The sequence below is a fragment of the Psychrobacter sp. UBA3480 genome (assembly GCF_002377945.1).
GTDB lineage: Bacteria > Pseudomonadota > Gammaproteobacteria > Pseudomonadales > Moraxellaceae > Psychrobacter.
In genome coordinates, this window is the sequence record NZ_DFQV01000002.1 from 57958 (window position 1) to 75537 (window position 17580).

A 17580-nucleotide genomic window follows, 5' to 3' on the forward strand; every position below is an offset into this window, starting at 1 on the left:
AACATTATCCTTTGATGCAATATATCAATGTATCGACAAGGCGTAGAATATTTTAGGGAATTTTGAGCATTTGTTTATTTAACCATTCTATTAATCATGTCACTGACAGAGATTGTCTTCGGCTTCGTCTGACCGACAGCGTGAAGTTATAAAAACAAATGCTTAAATGAAGTTGTTCAAGGAAGATTACACGATAAAAAAAGGACTATGATTTTGAATCAAACAATATATGGACTGTTGGCATTACTGCCAATCGTTCTCTGTGGTATTTTTTTGATAGGCTTGCAATGGTCAGCCAAAAGAACCATGCCAATCGTTCTGGCGGTTACTGCCGCGCTTGCCCTCTTTGTATGGGATATGACGCTTAATCGCGTGTCTTCATCTATTATTCAGGGAATGGTCATTACCGTCTCAGTATTGTGGATCGTATTTGGTGCTATTTTTTTATTGAATACGTTAAAGCATACGGGTGCCATTGCCGTTATCCGTGCTGGGTTTACCAATGTATCGCCAGATAGGCGGGTGCAAGCCATTATTATTGCTTGGTGCTTTGGCTGCTTTCTTGAGGGAGCGGCTGGCTTTGGTACAGCGGCCGCTATTGCCGCGCCTTTACTCGTCGCGATAGGATTTCCAGCGCTAGGTGCCGTGTTAATGGGAATGATGATACAAAGTACGCCTGTGTCATTTGGTGCAGTCGGTACGCCTATCGTTATTGGAGTAAACAAGGGATTAGATACAGTAGCCATTAGCACCCAATTGGCACAACAAGGACTAGAGTGGGGCGATTTTTTACAACTAATTACCAGCCAAGTCGCCATTATGCACGGGGTCATTGGTACGTTTATGCCACTCTTTATGGTAATGATGCTGACTCGATTTTTTGGTAAAAACAAAAGCTGGAATGAAGGTTTTGCGATTTGGCCATTTGCTATTTTTGCAGGTTTGGCATTTACGCTTCCTTATACTTTGACTGGTATCTTTTTAGGACCAGAGTTTCCGTCACTGGTCGGTGGTTTGGTTAGTGTCGCCATCGTTGTTAATGCGGCAAAACGTGGATTTTTAGTGCCAAAAACTACATGGGATTTTGAGCCGCAAAAAAACTGGCCAAGTGAATGGCTTGGTAAATTAGTAGTTAGTAAGGAAGACATCACTCCTGCGTTGAGTGATAAAAAGATGTCCACGGTCATGGCATGGTTCCCTTATTTATTGGTTGCCCTTTTATTGGTGTGTTCTAGAGTATTAACAGGCTTTCAGTCTTTGCTGAACAGCGCGACAGTAGACCTAACCTCGATTTTAAGTGAGGCAGATATCAGTGCCAGTTTTAGTCCTTTATACTTACCAGGCGGCTTGTTATTAATCAGCGCCTTGGTTGCCGCTTTTTTCCAAACCAAAAAGCCAGGTAGTGCACTAAATAGTGCGTTCAAAGAGTCAAGCAAGACGGTATTGAGTGCTGGTTTTGTTCTTATATTTACGATCCCAATGGTCAGGATTTTTATCAATTCAGGCGTCAATCTATCAGATGTGGCAAGTATGCCAGTTGCGAGTGCAGAATTATTTGCAGGTGCTTTTGGTAATGTTTTCCCCTTAATCAGTGCAACGATTGGAGCACTTGGGGCCTTCATCGCAGGTTCTAATACTGTCTCTAATATGATGTTTAGCCAATTTCAGTATGAAGCTGCAATTAGCTTGCGTATTTCACCTTCTATAATCATAGCAGCACAAGCCGTTGGTGCAGCAGCTGGTAATATGATTGCGATACATAATGTGGTGGCTGCCTCAGCAACTGTAGGTTTGCTTGGTATGGAAGGCGCTACCCTCAGGCGCACGATTTTACCTACTTTATACTATGTATTGTTCTGCGGAATAATCGTTATGGCTACCATTTACATTTTCGGTTTTCAAGGTCCTTTAGCACCATGAGTGACACACAATCACCAAATAAAGAGCGTCATATGCCGTCATTAAATAGAGCTTCATCAAACCTTTTCTCATCGAATATAGCGCATCAAGACCAAGACATACTCCGTCCTGAGCAAGTATTAGACAAGCTAACCCATTTACTGGGAGCCAGTAATGTACAGGCTGATCCAGAGAAAAACGAACACTATAGAATGGGGTGGCGCTCTGGTGGCGGCAGCGCTTTGGCTGTTTTGTTTCCGCAAACGTTGCTGGAGATTTGGCGTAGTCTAGAAATATGTGTGGAAGGCGACTGCATTATTATCATGCAAGCAGCAAAAACAGGGCTGACGGAAGGCTCAACCCCGAGCGGTAATGATTACGATAGACCAGTGGTTGTGATCAATACCCTTGCAATGAATCAGTTGTATTTGGTGAATGATAACGAGCAAGTGATTAGCTTACCTGGCGCCACGTTGCACCAATTGCAAAGTCAGCTTAAAGCCGTAAATAGAGCGCCTCATTCGGTCATCGGTTCATCGACGTTGGGTGCGTCAATTATTGGCGGTGTTTCTAACAATTCAGGTGGGGCACTGGTTAAAAGAGGTCCTGCTTATACCGAACTTGCTTTGTTTGCCCAAATAGACAAGCACGGTCAGCTAGTGCTGGTTAATCACCTAGATGTAGAGTTAGGCGACACTCCAGAAGAAATACTCACTAATCTGCAAACAGGTAATTTCGATAAAAGAGCATTACCTGACACTGGTAAGATGGCATCTGACAAAGAATATATCGCCAGAGTAAAAGATGTTGATGCAAGTACGCCAAGTCGTTTTAATGCGGATAAGCGAAGACTGTATGAAGCCAGTGGCTGCGCTGGCAAGCTTGCCGTGTTTGCAGTACGTCTTGATACCTATCCAACGGCTGTAAAAGAGAAAACATTTTATATAGGTACCAATAGTGTGAGTGAGCTTGCACAGCTCAGAAGACAAATATTATCAAGCTTCGATAATATTCCTGAAGTGGGTGAGTATATGCATCGTGATATATTCGATGTATCCGCTAAGTACGGAAAGGACACGTTCCTGAGTATTAAGCATCTCGGTACCAACGCCTTACCTAGATTGTTTTCTATCAAAGGGGCTATGGACGCAAAGTTCCATAAATGGCCATGGATGCCAAAGCATTTCACTGACAAAGTCATGCAGTTCATCGCTAATATATTTCCAAAGCATTTACCGAAGCGAATGCTAGAGTACCGCGACCAATATGAGCATCATCTTATCTTAAAAATGAGTGATGCTGGCATAGCAGAAGCACAGGATTTTCTAAAGGTGTTTTTCGACGCTTCAAATACGGGTAACTATTTTGAATGTAGTCAAGAAGAGTCAGAAAGCGCCTTTTTACATCGCTTTGCCGCTGCAGGTGCCGCACTAAGATATGAAGTCATACATGAAAAAGACGTCGGCGATATATTGGCATTGGATATTGCTATACCACGTAACGAGTTAGAATGGCTCGAAACGTTACCTGAAGACATTGAACAGCATTTGGAAAAGAAACTCTATTATGGACACTTCTTTTGTTATGTATTTCATCAAGACTATATTTTGAAGAAGGGTAGTGATGCACATCTTGTTAAAAAAATGATGCTAGAGCTACTGAGCGCACGCGGAGCCAAATATCCTGCTGAGCATAATGTAGGGCATCTATACGAAGCAGAACCTGATTTGCAAAATTTCTATAAAAGCCTAGACCCAACCAATACCTTTAATCCGGGTATTGGTAAAATGTCGAAAACCAAACGCAATTGCTCGTGTTGTTTATAACTGAACTTTAAAAGTGGCATTGGCCTGATTGTTTATCAGTAGCTAAGTTGCTGAATAGTTCAGTATTTGTCCATTATAGATTGTTCAATACATCCTCAGAAGCACTGCCGATTGGTAGTGCTTTTTTATTATTTCTCGGTAAATGTATCAGCAGCCTCGAGTTCAGAAGCACATTTATTCAAAATGATTTTGTTATCTATTGTTAAATACCAGTCGATGCTATGTATAATGCAGCACTAGCATAGCTTTCACTCATATGCCTTTAATAAGAAGATTACATTATGTCAAACAAGCGTCCTTTATATATTCCTGTTGCTGGACCCGCTCTTTTAGAGACACCTTTATTGAATAAAGGTAGTGCTTTTTCATCAGAAGAACGTAGTAGCTTTAATTTAACGGGGCTATTACCTCACAATATTGAAACGATTGAGGAGCAATCATTACGTGCTTATCATCAACTTAGCTCATTCACTGACGCGATGGATAAGCATATTTACTTGCGTAACATCCAAGATACCAATGAAACCTTATTTCATCATCTCATTGAGCAGCATATCGAGGAAGTGATGCCGCTCATTTATACCCCAACCGTTGGTCAGGCGTGTGAAAAATTCTCGCAAATCTATCGTCGTAAACGGGGTTTGTTTATCTCATATCCTGAGCGTCACAAAATTGACGACATGCTACAAAATGCCACCAAACAAAACGTCAAAGTGATCGTTGTTACTGACGGTGAACGTATCTTGGGCCTAGGGGATCAGGGTATTGGCGGTATGGGCATTCCAATCGGTAAGTTGTCTTTATACACGGCTTGTGGTGGTATTAGCCCAGCCTACTGTCTACCTATTTTGCTGGATGTCGGCACCAATAACCAACAGTTGCTTGATGATCCTATGTATATGGGCTGGAGAAATCCGCGCATCTCTGGCGATGAATATAATGAATTTGTGGACTTATTTATTCAAGCCGTTAAGCGCCGTTGGCCAGAAGTGTTATTGCAATTTGAAGATTTTGCTCAGGAAAACGCGACACCATTATTGAATAAATATCGTGATCAGCTATGCTGCTTTAATGATGATATTCAAGGGACTGCTGCGGTATCGGTTGGTACTCTGATTGCAGCGTGTCTAAATAAAGGTCAAAAACTTAGCCAACAGAATATCGCATTTTTAGGCGCAGGATCTGCAGGTTGCGGTATTGCTGAGCATATTATTCGCCAAATGCAGCGTGAAGGATTGACTGAAGAGCAAGCTCGTAGTCAAGTATTCATGGTTGATCGTTATGGCCTGCTAACAGATGGCATGACAGAACTGCAAAAATTCCAAGAACCATTAGTACAAAAGGAATCAGCTATTGCCAGCTGGGATAAAAGTAAGAAACTCGGCTTAGCGCAAGTGGTTAAACAAGCAAAAATCACCGTATTATTTGGTGTTAGCGGACAAAAAGGTCTGTTCACCCAAGAAGTGATCGAATCGCTATGTGCTAATACTGAGCACCCAATTGTACTACCACTTTCAAATCCAACGTCTCGTGTGGAAGCAACGCCGCAAGAAGTCATGAATTGGAGTAAAGGTAAGGCAATTGTTGCGACGGGTAGTCCGTTTCCTCATACCACTTATAACGGTCAGTCTTTTGAGGTTTCTCAGTGTAATAACAGCTATATTTTCCCTGGTATTGGCCTGGGTGTTTTAGCAGCACGTGCGACAGGTATCAGCGATAATATGCTAACGGCAGCAAGCCAAGCCCTTGCAGATATATCCATGGAATACGAAAAAGCACCTGGTGCCATCCTACCGCCGATCAAAGTTATCAGAGAGATCAGTGAAAAAATAGCGTATGCAGTGGCATTACAAGCGGCTCAAGATAAGCTAGCACTACCTATCACATCGGAGAATTTACAACGCCGATTAAAAGCGAACTTCTGGTTACCTGAATATCGTAACTATCGCCGTACTTCTTTCTAGGTTAGATAGTTAGCTATTATCAATATTGCAAACACCATAAAAAATCACCTTAACTTGAAAAGTTAGGGTGATTTTTTTATCTATGTAGTTATATAAAACTATAAGATCTGTATGGTCGCTTAGCTTGTTTTAGTTATGTGTAAGTCCATGATTTAGACGGTATCTCATTTGGCGGTATTGGTCGATACCGTCAAAAGTAGCCAAGATATGATTTTATTATTCCTTACTAACCTTGCCTATTAACCTTTAAACATAAAAAACCCTTGTAGCACAAGTCTTACAAGGGTTTTTTGATTACTTATAATATTATTTGATGGTGCGCCCACCAGATTCCAAATTGATAATTTAAGCCAATGATTTTTATAGTTTTATTTATTTTATCAATGGCTAATACCTTGATAGATACCTTTATTAAATAAAGTGTCTGCTTTTAATCAGATGGTTCGACTCCTGTTTTTGGATTCGAACCAATGCCAAACATATCATTAATTTTCGATTTTAGCCACTTATTTGGCCGTCCTGCAATATCGGGTTCAGGAAAAGATCCATCATTGCGTTTTCGATGCAGTGTCATGTTTGACCACATAAAGATATTTTCTATATCTTTGGTCGTATAATAAATTCCCGTTACTTCACTCATTTGTCACTCTCCTTATCCAACTCACGGCCGCAAGTCTCACATACGCTTAGCAATCCTAAATCAACTTCTAGCAGCTCCGCGGCTAGGGCAGTCATCTCTTCTTCTGTACGTGCTGTCATGCTGACACCTCAGATTGGTTAGCCGGCTCATCTATCGGCTCGCAAACATCATCAATGTCAACAAAACACTTATTCGCTTCATCGAACTCAACTGATACTATAGATTTTGCCGTGCTCCATATGTCTTGTCTCATTTGGGTATAGAGCATATGGTTTTTGTTCAAAGTAGTAATTAGTTTATTGAAACTGTCTGCGTCTCCAGCACTCATGAGTTCGCTGCGCAGATCACTAAGGTCTTGGTAAGCCTTAGTTTGTTGTTCTGAAAAATTATTGATATGGTCTTTGGTAGCCTGGATGATGTTAGCTAATTGATTTGGGTTATCTGTTACTGGTGCCACGACTACGTTGCCCATGCCACCACTGTCTTTAGCCAAGAATGATGGTTGAGAAACAAAGTTGAGCACTCTGACGGTACCGCCTCGACTATGTTCTTTAGTCATGTAAGCCATCATATCCGCAATCTTATAAGCCTCTCGTTTGCTACCGCCCACCATATCAGGGCGCTTAATGATGTCGTCACCATCTTTATCTTCGGCTGTATGAGCGAGTAGTACGATATCTTTACCCATACAACGCAGTGTTTTGAGCCAGTCTGTGAAAATACTGCCTAACTTACCGTAGCCTTGTTGCGATAACTGTCCGTCCCTTCTTGTATTGTTTTTATCATTCTTTAAGCTATCAGTTATTACATCCAAAGCGCGGCCAGCAGTATCAATAATGATAGTGTCGTAATCCTTTAGATCGTGCGGTGATAAGTTAGCAACCTCATACCACTCATTGACAGGTACCAAATCTTTGCGATTAGGCGCCCTATGACCACCTTTGTCAAAATCAAAGAGAATAGGGCGTTTTGCGGTGAATGCTAACGACGTTTTCCATATACCAGGATCACCATAAATGAGCATGATGATATTGTTTATGGTCAGCGGATCAGTTGATTTAACAATATTAAGTGACATTATTTGTTTCCTCCTAACGTGCTACTGCCTGATAGCTTCCCACTATAAATCGCGTCAAGCTCTGCATCAGTAGGATCAAAAAAGATGATAGATTTTTGGCCAAGGTTGTAAGTTGGCACTGGTTTGATTTGAAGGTCGCTTGCCTTGATTGGTACAAGTGACTGAGTGCCAAGTTTTGCGAGTATCGCCATCGCTGTTCTGTGTCTGAGAGTTTTCATGCTCGGCTCCGCCCCAGTTCGCGGTGGTTGTAACGAGACCTGCCAAATGCTTTACGATCATTTTGATTTGCTGCCCAGGACATACCGCCGATTGGTCTGCTGTTTCTACCAGCCATGTATTTTTTCTTAGCAACATCAAACTGTTTTTGTAGACGCTTGGCTATGTATGGTTCGTCAGCTAAATTAAGACTCAGGATACGTAGTGGGTCTCCAATTAAGCGATATTCAACGATACTCTGACCGTTACCTAAAAGAGAGATAGCATCTTTGGATTCAAAGATTTTGTCGTCTACTTTCAATTTGTGTTTGCCACCGCTATCAGCAATAGCGACAACTGCATCAGTCCACATACCAAACTGTTTGCCGTCTCTGCCTTCAGAGACGTCTTTAGTGAATAGGTGAGCATATGACGATACAAAGCTACGCATTGAACCTGTCAGCTTTTTGGCCAATGCATCATTGACGGTAGCAGTCTGCCAGCGGCCAGCGATGAATTCATGAACATTGCTGCGATCAAGCTCTATCTCAAATGGAGCAGTGCGCTTAACTTTGCAGGCATAGAATGCTTGGTTGTCATCAGCATCCGATGTGATCACTTGAGCGCCAAACGTACCATCAGGAAACTTGCGTACTGAGTTCAGGTTTAGTTTGATGTGTAAGTTCATTGGTTGCCTCCAGCAGCGTATAAGCGCATTTCAGCGAGTTTTTGATTGGCGTAAGCGTTCTGCTTTCTGAACTCTATTAGCTCAGGGCTATCGATTGAGCTCATGCGCGGCTCAAGCGTTGATGTCGCAACGTCTTGTTCGGCTTGGCTGAGCAAATAGCTATTGCAGCCAGTGATGTTGCCGACTATTACAAGCGACATACCTGCTGCTAGGCCTGCAGCGATATGCGCACCGCCTGACTTTATTTGGTTGAGTAGTGCGAAATGTTGTGCCATAATCTTTTCACTCCTTGTTGAGTAAAGCCCCTTTAGATGTCCAGTCGAGAAGGGGCTTTTTATCGTCTAAAAATTGGTGTTACCGCTAACTTGTGATTAGCTGATAAATTAATTATGCATTAATGCATAGTATATTGCAATAGTGGATAGTATAAATTATGCAAATATGAATACTCTAATTTAAATAGTTATAAAAAAACCCGCTCAAGGCGGGCTACAGAATCATAATTGAATTAATTCTCTATAGAAGTGAACATAAGTAAGATAATCGTTGCTAATAAAATAGGGTGGTGATACATTTTAAACTTACGTCGTTACCTATTAAGGCTATTGTTATGAAGCTATTATCAGCGTTTTTCGTATCTATATTAATGATGGCGCCAGTAATGCAGGCGAATGCTCAAAACTATCCTTGTTCTAAGAGCATGGGTGGTGTATCGCATTGCAAAGACGGTAAGTTTGTTTGTAAGAATGGCAAGATTAGCCAGTCTAAGAAAGTTTGTAGTAGCTAAGAGGAACTTAGATATTATGCTAGAAAAAATATGTTGGGCCATGCTATATGGTGTTCGTGGTGCTATTTATGCAGTACCTTTAATGTTGCTTTCGCTTGCATTTACTTTTATCAATAAAAATCTGCTATCACCTACCGAGGGCAGCTCTTTTGCATTCATGATTAATTACTTATCGAATGGTCTTATGTATCTTTCATTGGGCGCGTTGACTGCTGCAGCCATAGTATGGATAGCGACTTGGGTATTAGACTATTGGACAGGATACTTACCGAATTGGATCAGAAGAGAGTTGTACTGAATAACGAAGAACCCGCTCAATGGCGGGTTATTAGCGACAAAAAAATTATTACCAAGTTTGCATATTAAATAAACGTCCAGTTTGGCCATCGTCATGCAAGACTAATACAATTTCGTCTTCGGTCAGAGGGGCAGTAAGCTCTTGCACCTGAGAATTAATTGTAGTAGCAATAATTTGGATGCCAATATCACTATACTCCCTTAAAACTTCAAGTAATAAGTCCTTTTTACGGTTATCTAAGCTGTCAAATACGCCATCAATATATATAAAAGTGGGAAAGTTTCGTCCAAAGTATGCTCGTGTTACTGCTAGGTCAAAAGCTATACATAGAAGCCTTTGATATGTATTACCTTTACTCTCGCTAGTATTTACACCGGAATTATCTTGATATTCGGCTTGAAATTCAAAATTTCCTTCTTTGTTCAAGTAAACATTGATTTCACCACGTTTATTAAGCACTTTACTGATTATCTCATTGAAATATAGGCGGATTTTAGAAAAAGTATTATCTTTAGAGTTGTTGACTTCAGCAACATTATTTTGCATTTTGTCTTCAATATCATCTAGTAATAGTCTTAATGTCCGCTGTTGTTTCTGCAATTCTAAGATTTTCTCTATCTTCTGCTTTTGATGTGTTAAATTAATAATATGAGCTTGGACTTTAGCGATTCTATTGTTACTTTCTTTAAATTTACCTATTAACTCATTTTCTTGCAAGAATTGAAGCTGCTTGGCTCTTTCTTCATTAAGCGCCTTCAATTCTTCTTGAGTACTCGCTAACTCTTGCTGATTTTCAATTAACTCTTGGGTTAGATAAGAGTTTCTTTCCTTTGTGATCGCTCTGTTGAAAGTAATGAGTTGCTCAAAGTCTTTATTTACCTGCTCTGAAAATAACACACTTACTTCATCGAAAAGCTGTCTAACCTCTTTTGGGTCAAATTTAATGTTATCTTCGGAAAAAGACTGCTGAATATGATAGATGCTATTTTTAAGAGAGTATTCTTTCATGTTTAAATGAATAATTTGCTCATCTATATCAGCAACAAGCTGTTCAATAGTCTGCTTATCTATCTCATTGAAATTAAAACCGTTTATGAATTGTTCGAGTTCCATTAGCTCTTGATTGCGTAATAATAACCTACCATCAGTTTTGCTTAGTGCTTCGCTAGCATTTTTTTCATCAAAGTCTTGGTGTTCTTTGATTTCTCTTTTAATATCATCACACTGTTTAGATACTTGATATCTTTGTCTGGCAAGTTCACCATTAAAACCTAGTAAATCCGCCATGTAAGGCTTCCAATCAGCATCTTTACCGCGTTGCTGGCTACTTAGTTGGAATACTTGTCTAAAATCGTCTTGTGTGCGAATAAGATAACTAATGAGTTTGCGATACGGCCAATCTTTAATGGCAGTTAAATTTAATTTACTATCAAGATAAGCTTTTGCTCTATCAAAAGGTAGGTCAAAATGATTCCACTCTCTATCAGGCTTACTAATATAGTTTCGGTTTGCTTCTTGATGAGTGAAAAAACTAATTTTGGAGCTATCTGAAATGCTTCTTCTTATAGTAAGATAATTATTTTCACTTAGACGAACCTCTAGAAAAAAAACAAAACTTTCAAATATATCATAGTTTGCAAACAAGAAACTCTTATTGTTCCTTTTAGCTAATAACATAAAGTCCAAAAGTCTCGCTAGAGTAGTCTTGCCCAAGTTATGAGAGTCTAATTTTCTATTCTCTGGGTATCTAACATCGCCATAGATAAAGTTAAGACCCATATTAAAAAAAATAGGCTTAAATTTTTTATCTTGATTGCTATAAATTTTAGAAAGCTTCATGGCCTATTCTCAATAAATTCTAACATGTCTGTCTTAGGTTGGTATTCGACTAAACCTAATAAGAATAAGAAGTTTAAAGCAGGAGCAAATAAATACTCACCACTTGTAATATTATCTTTAACTAAAGTTAATAGTTTACTATAGGGTACAAGTCGTTTCTTTTTTAATTCCTTGAGCATTAGAAAGCTAGCATATATTACTGTTTTATCAGGATGGCTATGCTTAGTTGGTCGGATTATCATCATTTGATTTTCCTATATCACAATTCCAATACATATAAAAAACTATAATTCTAGTTAATCTTAGGTTTTTTCTTAAGACATAGTCTTTTTCTCTTAAATATTTTACCAGTTCGTTAAATATATCATCAAAATAATCCAATTCACGTTGTTTAGGTATAATGTACTGAAGCTGAAACTCTTCTATAGATTCTTGGTAGCAGTCTTGTAATCGTTTATTTTGTGGATCATTCAGAAAATCTTTAATTTGATAAACATATTTCATGTAATTACGCTCAAGCTGCCTAGCTGTATCATCACGAAGATTGTTTAATATATTTTTTTCTTGGTAACTAGTTCTAACAACAGGTAGAAACTCTTTATGGTAATCTTTATCATTAAAAACGTTAGAAAAGTGACCAATAACTTCAGCTAAATTGTTTAAGTCTAACGCTGGTGCGTGGTTCAATGGTTGTAAATTAACATTGCTCATGTCAACAATATATTGATAGCGAGCTAAGTAATAATCTAAATCATCATTGCCTAACACAGTGATATCATCAATAGCTAAGCCTGTATTGTCAGATATATATTTCTGAATTATAGGCTTTGCCCCGCCTGTCAAGCTTCTGTTTGCAAATAAGATATAGTGGTTTATCTGACTTTTATCTACCATTTCTTTTATTTTTTCGACTTCCTTTGCAAGGATGCAGCTATTATTTCCATGAAAGTCAGAGTCGGTAAAATGCTTATTAACCCCTGTAGTATGCTTTGCTTGTATTATAGTTATACCTTGCCAAGGATTCGATTGACTTGGATGCAAATTAGCTTTCCCATGGAACTCACCATCTTTGCCACCATCAGCTCCTTTAGAAAATCCTTGTACGCCATTACCAAGTATTTCCTTGCAGATAGCGATAGCTAGATTTTCAAACCTACTATCATCCAAATCAAAATATTGATACATTATATCGCCTCTTTGTGATGTCGAAAACAAACTCTTTGTTATTGAATATATATGAACGTTAGTTTTAATTATTCATTTAAAACACGCCTTCAAACCAACCTCTACAGCCTCACTCAAGTCAGCTCCCTTCTTAATGCTATAAGGCACGTTTGGCATCAAGCCGTCTTTCTCCAGAGATTTAGCAGCGGCCTTATTAAGCGGCGTACCAATAGATGAGTCTTTACTATGGCCTGCAGGTTCAAAATATACCTCAGTCCCAAATTCTGGATAATAGACACAAGATATCTCGCCTGATGTCGTAAACGGGTAAGGCGTATTATGATCAGCACCCCAAAATATTTCATGCACGGCAACATCGCCAGAAACAAACTTATGACTATCGTCTTGAGCAGGAGAGCATGCAGCTAACGATAAGACCGCTATGCTAATTAACCACCTGGACATATTGATTCGCATGGTACACCGTCCTTGTCGCGATCTAGTCGTTTATAACCACACTTTAATGCCTGCTTAGCTTGCTCACAGTTCGCCATTTGGCCGCAGGTACTAGGCAATCCTTTGCATTGTGCTCCACCAGTACCTTTGGCAAACAGTGGGTGATCTACTTTGACAGGTTCCTTTAAAACCATATTGCCTTGAAATGGGTTGTCTATCGTAGTAACACCGGCATTGGACAATAAAGCGAGCATAGAGAATGCTGCTGCTAGTATTAATTTTTTCATAGGCGAAGTCTTTTTCTAGAAATTATTTTAATTACTATTCAACATTAGTGACTCCATAAATTCTTCGTAGCTATCAAGAAGTTCAACCTCCTTGATAGCTATAGAGGCACAAGCGTTTTCAATATTATAGCCACCAACAGTTTCAGGGAAAGCATAAGAAAAATCTGACTCAGACAACATTGTTTTTTTGAATTGTTGACTGTTAATAACTTCATCTTTAAAGCCATAATCTACAAGCGCATTGACATAATATGTTTGATCGTCACATGAAATAAACCATTGCTGCTTTGAATAATACAATCCCTTTTTACGAACTGGATTGTTATTTATATACGTATATTGAAAAATGGCAGAAATATACTTAGGCTTATCTTTAGTGCTACTAAAGCTACTGTCTCCATATACCCTAATATTCTGTCTCTTAACTGAGTCATAATCTAAGAATGTTTGCATTTGTTTATCGCCAGACTTACCTAAGTCTATCCATTCAACGGCGCTAGATACCACTGGTAAAGCCAATAAGACTGCTAACAAAACTTTATTCATAATCACATCCTTGTGTTATTCAAAGTCTATTACTTCACGATATACGCACCATCCAAATGGCAGGGTGTCGACTGGCTTGGCCAGCCTTAAGAAATGGCATATCCAATAATACTCATAGGGTTTCATACTGATCTCAGTATCTGCTTACGTTCCACTGCGACGCCGCAAATAGTAAAAGGTACAAAGCGACTATCTATAATTGGATAATTCTCATTAGAAGGTATCAGCTGTGAATACTCCTCACCAGTTTTTTCATCAAAACCACGAGGACGCCACTTTTTGAAAGTTACTTTTTTTTCACCTTTACGTAGTGCGATTACATAATCAGCAGGATTCGGCTGGATGTCTGGATCAATCAGTACTAGCTCACCAGACTTGAAGTCAGGTTCCATACTGTCACCTTCTAAAACTATCCAATATACATTTTTGCCATACCCTTCACCAAAAATTGGTAGAAATTCATCTGAAATTGCATCGTCATGGTATTCACAAAATTCACCAGCTTGAACGAAGTTCAGTAGAGGGACATACCTCACCGTTTCTTTTTTTATTACTTTGAAGTTATCGCCATCGCCTTGTAATTTTTTAATGTTATCTGATAAATCCTTAAATCTTAGATCCGCTTCATCAATATCAAAATACTTGGCGTACTTTAGTACCGTAGTGCTGCTTGGACTTTTAGTATCACCATTGATAATCCTGAATGTTGTTGATTGAGCGATATTTGATTTTTCCTGCAACTGATAAGCATTGATATTATTTTTATCTAATAAATATTGAATATTCTTCGCTAATAAAGACACCTGAAGCCCTCCCACTCAAATTTAGCAACTGCTAATTAAATATATTTTATGCAAAAACGCATATTTATGTAATAGCCTATCCATAAGTGGGTTGATATTATGCATATTTGCATTATAATACAGGTGAGAGTCCATTAAAGGAGTACGTCTCTAATGCAAGCTTCACATCAAATATCTGAACTTATCGAAGCAGGTATGACGCAAGAATTGATTGCTGATAAGGCAAAAATATATCAATCAAAAGTGTCTCGCCTTTCTACCGGTAAAACTAAAAACCCAAGATGGAGCGACGTTGAAGCGATTAAAAAACTTCATCTGTTCGTAGTTATTGAAAACCAAGACTGGGTAGATTTTGATTTAGGGAAATTAACCCATGCTCAACCAGAACCAGCCTAACCCTATATCAAAAGATACAAAAATATAGGGCTCAACAAAACGTTTTTATAGACAGGTGTAACACGATGGACGTAATAGATGCAGCACACAAAACAGTGCACAACACTCAGCATGGTGGTTCAACCGCAATTGCCGCACGCATGGGTATGTCTAGCAATGTACTGAACAGCAAGGTTAATCCTAATTGCGATACTCACCATCTGAGACTAGATGAAGCTATTACGATCATGGAATTCACTGGTGATCATTCAATCATCCAAGCGATGGCCAGCCGATTAGGTGGGGTTTACTGCGAAGTGAATGGGGAAGCGACAAAGGATGAATTGATCATGACGGCATTGTCAGCATCTGCTTGCCAAGGCGATGTCATGACAGAAATGCATAAAGCGCTGGAAGATGGACGCATAAGCTGTAATGAGCTTGACAGCCTACTGCCGAAAATACAGAAAGCGATGTCTTCACTACAGTCGCTCAAGAACCACGTTAAGCGTAAGCATGCTAAAGACAATCCACACTTGCAAAATAATCAAGGCAATAAAAAACCCTAATCAGCTGCAACTGATTAGGGCTTCAATAAAGCTGAACCTGTAATTGGAGTATAGCATTATGAATATCTTAAGGCAAAACGCTGATAAAAAAATGACTAGCCAGCAAATAGCCGACCTGGTTAATAAGCGTCACGATAACGTGAAGCGCACTATTGAATCAGTTGTCAAAACTGGCGTCATTGTCCAACCTCAAATTGAGGATGAACACACTCAGGATACTATGGGCCGTCCTCGTACAACACAGGTTTATGTTTTTACAGGTGATCAAGGTGAGCGCGATAGTCTTGTAGTCGTAGCACAGTTATCACCTGAGTTTACCGGTGCGCTTATAGATAGATGGAGAGAGCTAGAGGCGAAAGCAAATGGGCCAGTGATCCCTCAAAGTTTCGCTGAAGCTCTACAGCTAGCCGCTAACCAAGCGTTACAGATTGAGCAGAATGCGCCAAAAGTTCTGCACTATGACAACGTGGTTGAGCGTAAAGGCCTGCTTAATGCTACCCAAGTCGCTCAAAAGGTGCGTCTATCAGCTGTTGCTATGAATAAGATACTTGATGAGCTTGGTGTCTATAACAGAGCTGTGAAGCGTTCGCGTGTATTTCAGCAATGGTTTATCGATAAAGGCTTGGGTGAAGTTAAGCAGACTGATCAAGGCTACTCGCAAGCACTATTTACCAAGCGCGGTGAAGCATGGATTATCGAGCGTCTAGTAAGTGAAGGGGTGGCCTAATGCATTTCTATATGTTTAATCCTGCTGACTTCAATAACTCAGCACGTCACCTATCATTACCTGAGCGTGCTATCTATCGTGACTTGATAGATATGTACTATCACAGCGAACAAGCTATCGATACCTCAGACATGGATAGATTGGCACGTCGTCTGCTATGTACCACGCCTGAATATCGCACAATGCTTGAATACGTGCTTGATGAATTCTTTGTCAAACGTGGTAAGCGTCACCACCACCATCGTATTGATAGAGAAATCAAAAACTATAAATACCAAAACCGTAACGCCGACAGTAACGGCAAGCGTAACGCTGTAACGAACGATGTAACGCAAGGTGTAACGCCAAGTAACGATGCTTGTAACGTTACATGTAACGCTGATGACACACCAATGACCAGTGCAGAACGCACTCGTAAGTCTCGTCAAGAGCGTAAGTTGATGATTGAAAGCCTTACTAATATAGGCGTGTCGGTTGAGAAAGGTATTAAAGCTGCTGACTTAAAACATCTATATGCAACACATATTGACGATGTAACAAGTAACGTTACAACCGATGTAACGAAATCTGTAACGCACAGTAACGAGCCATGTAACGCTAGTAACGCAAAAAACGACGCTATAACTAGTAACCATGAACTAGAAACCAGTAACCAATTAAATACTCTCAACAACAACAGCGCAGCCGTGAAGGAAAAATTTGATGTTGAGTTTTGGCAACCAATGCTTACTGAGATACAGCCTATAGTATCCGCTGAGGCACCAGCAATGCCTCCAATGAATCAAGTAGATTTCGACAGCCACCTCAAGAAGTTTAGAAACTTCCGTATTGAGGAGAAGGAAAAAGGGAATCCTGTTGTCACTGAGGGTCGTTGTCTAGATATGTTCGTTGACTGGATTAAGCGTGAATATATTCATCAGCAACGATCTAAGTCTAATGCAGCAAAGTCAGCTCCAGACAGTCAAACACCTACTGTAGATTACTCAGCCATTGGTAAGGCTCCTATAGCTGGCGATAGCGATCTACCACATGTCTACCATCCTAGCCACAGTCAACCTGTTACATCAGTCAAACGTGATCCAGAAATATCGGTCATGGTTAATGGACTTTGGAAAGAGCCATTGCCCGGTATGAGCGTTGCTGAAACTTATGAGTATATAGAACAGGAGCACATGCCTGGTGAAATGCAGAATGAGGTATATGACAGGTTGTTAAACCATATGCAGGTGGCGGTATGAGCAAACGCATGTCCATGGGAGATAACTTTGAAACAAGGCTTAGTGCATTACGTCACATAGCTAACAGTCATCCAAAGTGGGTTGGGCGTACAGAGCTATCAAAAACATTAAAAGGAACGGTTAGAACGCATCAGAGGACGTTACAGGAATTGGTTGAACTGGGTTATTTGGAATGTGATAGGTGCAATCCAGCAGGGTATA

The 17580-nt window shown here is 39.8% G+C and carries 22 protein-coding genes; 9 read left to right on the top strand and 13 right to left on the bottom strand.

Annotated features, from left to right (window positions below; genetic code table 11):
* Positions 1 to 213 precede the first annotated feature (213 nt).
* The 3 genes from B2863_RS00770 (at position 214) to B2863_RS00780 (ending at position 5689) form a co-directional block, all read left to right on the top strand.
* The gene (locus B2863_RS00770; RefSeq protein ID WP_296206823.1) at positions 214 to 1920 is read left to right on the top strand and encodes an L-lactate permease; all 1707 of its coding nucleotides are present in this window, start codon (positions 214 to 216) and stop codon (positions 1918 to 1920) included.
* A complete protein-coding gene (gene dld, locus B2863_RS00775; RefSeq protein ID WP_296206824.1) occupies positions 1917 to 3725 on the top strand; it encodes a D-lactate dehydrogenase in 1809 nt (602 codons plus the stop codon). The genes B2863_RS00770 and dld overlap by 4 nt, the downstream gene beginning before the upstream one ends.
* A gap of 281 nt (positions 3726 to 4006) precedes the next feature.
* Positions 4007 to 5689 (top strand): NAD-dependent malic enzyme, encoded by a 1683-nt coding sequence (locus B2863_RS00780; RefSeq protein WP_101205849.1) that lies wholly within the window; start codon positions 4007 to 4009, stop codon positions 5687 to 5689.
* A 430-nt stretch (positions 5690 to 6119) separates the two neighbouring features.
* On the opposite strand, the gene B2863_RS00785 is transcribed toward B2863_RS00780, so the two are convergent.
* From B2863_RS00785 to B2863_RS00810, 6 genes are read right to left on the bottom strand one after another with little or no spacing between them, the layout of a single operon-like run.
* On the bottom strand, positions 6120 to 6329 hold the full coding sequence (locus B2863_RS00785; RefSeq protein WP_296206825.1) for a hypothetical protein: 210 nt from the start codon (positions 6327 to 6329) through the stop codon (positions 6120 to 6122).
* A complete protein-coding gene (locus B2863_RS00790) occupies positions 6326 to 6448 on the bottom strand; it encodes a hypothetical protein (protein ID WP_296206826.1) in 123 nt (40 codons plus the stop codon). Before B2863_RS00790 ends, B2863_RS00785 begins: the two co-directional genes overlap by 4 nt.
* Positions 6445 to 7407 (bottom strand): ATP-binding protein, encoded by a 963-nt coding sequence (locus B2863_RS00795; protein WP_296206827.1) that lies wholly within the window; start codon positions 7405 to 7407, stop codon positions 6445 to 6447. Before B2863_RS00795 ends, B2863_RS00790 begins: the two co-directional genes overlap by 4 nt.
* The gene (locus B2863_RS00800) at positions 7407 to 7625 is read right to left on the bottom strand and encodes a hypothetical protein (protein ID WP_296206828.1); all 219 of its coding nucleotides are present in this window, start codon (positions 7623 to 7625) and stop codon (positions 7407 to 7409) included. Before B2863_RS00800 ends, B2863_RS00795 begins: the two co-directional genes overlap by 1 nt.
* On the bottom strand, positions 7622 to 8290 hold the full coding sequence (locus tag B2863_RS00805; RefSeq protein WP_296206829.1) for a hypothetical protein: 669 nt from the start codon (positions 8288 to 8290) through the stop codon (positions 7622 to 7624). The genes B2863_RS00800 and B2863_RS00805 overlap by 4 nt, the downstream gene beginning before the upstream one ends.
* Complete coding sequence (locus B2863_RS00810; RefSeq protein WP_296206830.1) at positions 8287 to 8565, bottom strand: hypothetical protein; 279 nt, start codon at positions 8563 to 8565, stop codon at positions 8287 to 8289. Before B2863_RS00810 ends, B2863_RS00805 begins: the two co-directional genes overlap by 4 nt.
* Before the next feature lie 335 nt (positions 8566 to 8900).
* On the opposite strand from B2863_RS00810, the gene B2863_RS00815 reads away from it, so the two are divergent.
* Together B2863_RS00815 and B2863_RS00820 are read left to right on the top strand one after the other, a co-directional pair.
* Complete coding sequence (locus B2863_RS00815; RefSeq protein WP_296207057.1) at positions 8901 to 9077, top strand: hypothetical protein; 177 nt, start codon at positions 8901 to 8903, stop codon at positions 9075 to 9077.
* A gap of 16 nt (positions 9078 to 9093) precedes the next feature.
* Entirely contained in the window at positions 9094 to 9375 is a 282-nt protein-coding gene (locus B2863_RS00820; protein WP_296206831.1) for a hypothetical protein, read from the top strand.
* A 48-nt stretch (positions 9376 to 9423) separates the two neighbouring features.
* Here B2863_RS00820 and B2863_RS00825 read toward each other — a convergent pair whose 3' ends face one another.
* The 7 genes from B2863_RS00825 to B2863_RS00850 all read right to left on the bottom strand — a co-directional run bounded on the left by B2863_RS00825 (position 9424) and on the right by B2863_RS00850 (position 14470).
* Entirely contained in the window at positions 9424 to 11214 is a 1791-nt protein-coding gene (locus B2863_RS00825; RefSeq protein ID WP_296206832.1) for a DUF2326 domain-containing protein, read from the bottom strand.
* Positions 11211 to 11459, bottom strand: coding sequence for an ABC-three component system middle component 8 (locus B2863_RS14625; protein WP_349678894.1), 249 nt, complete (start codon positions 11457 to 11459; stop codon positions 11211 to 11213). Before B2863_RS14625 ends, B2863_RS00825 begins: the two co-directional genes overlap by 4 nt.
* Positions 11437 to 12399, bottom strand: a complete 963-nt coding sequence (locus B2863_RS00830; protein ID WP_296206833.1) for an ABC-three component system protein — start codon at positions 12397 to 12399, stop codon at positions 11437 to 11439. The genes B2863_RS14625 and B2863_RS00830 overlap by 23 nt, the downstream gene beginning before the upstream one ends.
* A gap of 72 nt (positions 12400 to 12471) precedes the next feature.
* Positions 12472 to 12855 carry a hypothetical protein gene (locus tag B2863_RS00835; protein ID WP_296206834.1) on the bottom strand — a complete coding sequence of 128 codons (384 nt, stop codon included), beginning with the start codon at positions 12853 to 12855 and terminating at the stop codon, positions 12472 to 12474.
* On the bottom strand, positions 12828 to 13121 hold the full coding sequence (locus tag B2863_RS00840) for an excalibur calcium-binding domain-containing protein (RefSeq protein WP_296206835.1): 294 nt from the start codon (positions 13119 to 13121) through the stop codon (positions 12828 to 12830). The genes B2863_RS00835 and B2863_RS00840 overlap by 28 nt, the downstream gene beginning before the upstream one ends.
* Positions 13122 to 13148: 27 nt before the next feature.
* Positions 13149 to 13667: a hypothetical protein gene (locus tag B2863_RS00845; protein ID WP_296206836.1), complete on the bottom strand. Its 519-nt coding sequence runs from the start codon at positions 13665 to 13667 to the stop codon at positions 13149 to 13151.
* A gap of 122 nt (positions 13668 to 13789) precedes the next feature.
* On the bottom strand, positions 13790 to 14470 hold the full coding sequence (locus tag B2863_RS00850) for a S24 family peptidase (protein WP_296206837.1): 681 nt from the start codon (positions 14468 to 14470) through the stop codon (positions 13790 to 13792).
* A gap of 153 nt (positions 14471 to 14623) precedes the next feature.
* Here B2863_RS00850 and B2863_RS00855 point away from each other — a divergent pair, with 153 nt between their 5' ends.
* From B2863_RS00855 to B2863_RS00870, 4 genes are all read left to right on the top strand, one after another.
* On the top strand, positions 14624 to 14866 hold the full coding sequence (locus tag B2863_RS00855) for a hypothetical protein (protein WP_296206838.1): 243 nt from the start codon (positions 14624 to 14626) through the stop codon (positions 14864 to 14866).
* Positions 14867 to 14931: 65 nt separating this feature from the next.
* A complete protein-coding gene (locus B2863_RS00860) occupies positions 14932 to 15414 on the top strand; it encodes a phage regulatory CII family protein (protein ID WP_296206839.1) in 483 nt (160 codons plus the stop codon).
* A gap of 58 nt (positions 15415 to 15472) precedes the next feature.
* Complete coding sequence (locus B2863_RS00865; RefSeq protein ID WP_296206840.1) at positions 15473 to 16141, top strand: phage antirepressor KilAC domain-containing protein; 669 nt, start codon at positions 15473 to 15475, stop codon at positions 16139 to 16141.
* A gap of 11 nt (positions 16142 to 16152) precedes the next feature.
* Positions 16153 to 17379, top strand: coding sequence for a YdaU family protein (locus B2863_RS00870; protein WP_296206841.1), 1227 nt, complete (start codon positions 16153 to 16155; stop codon positions 17377 to 17379).
* Positions 17380 to 17580: the final 201 nt, after the last annotated feature.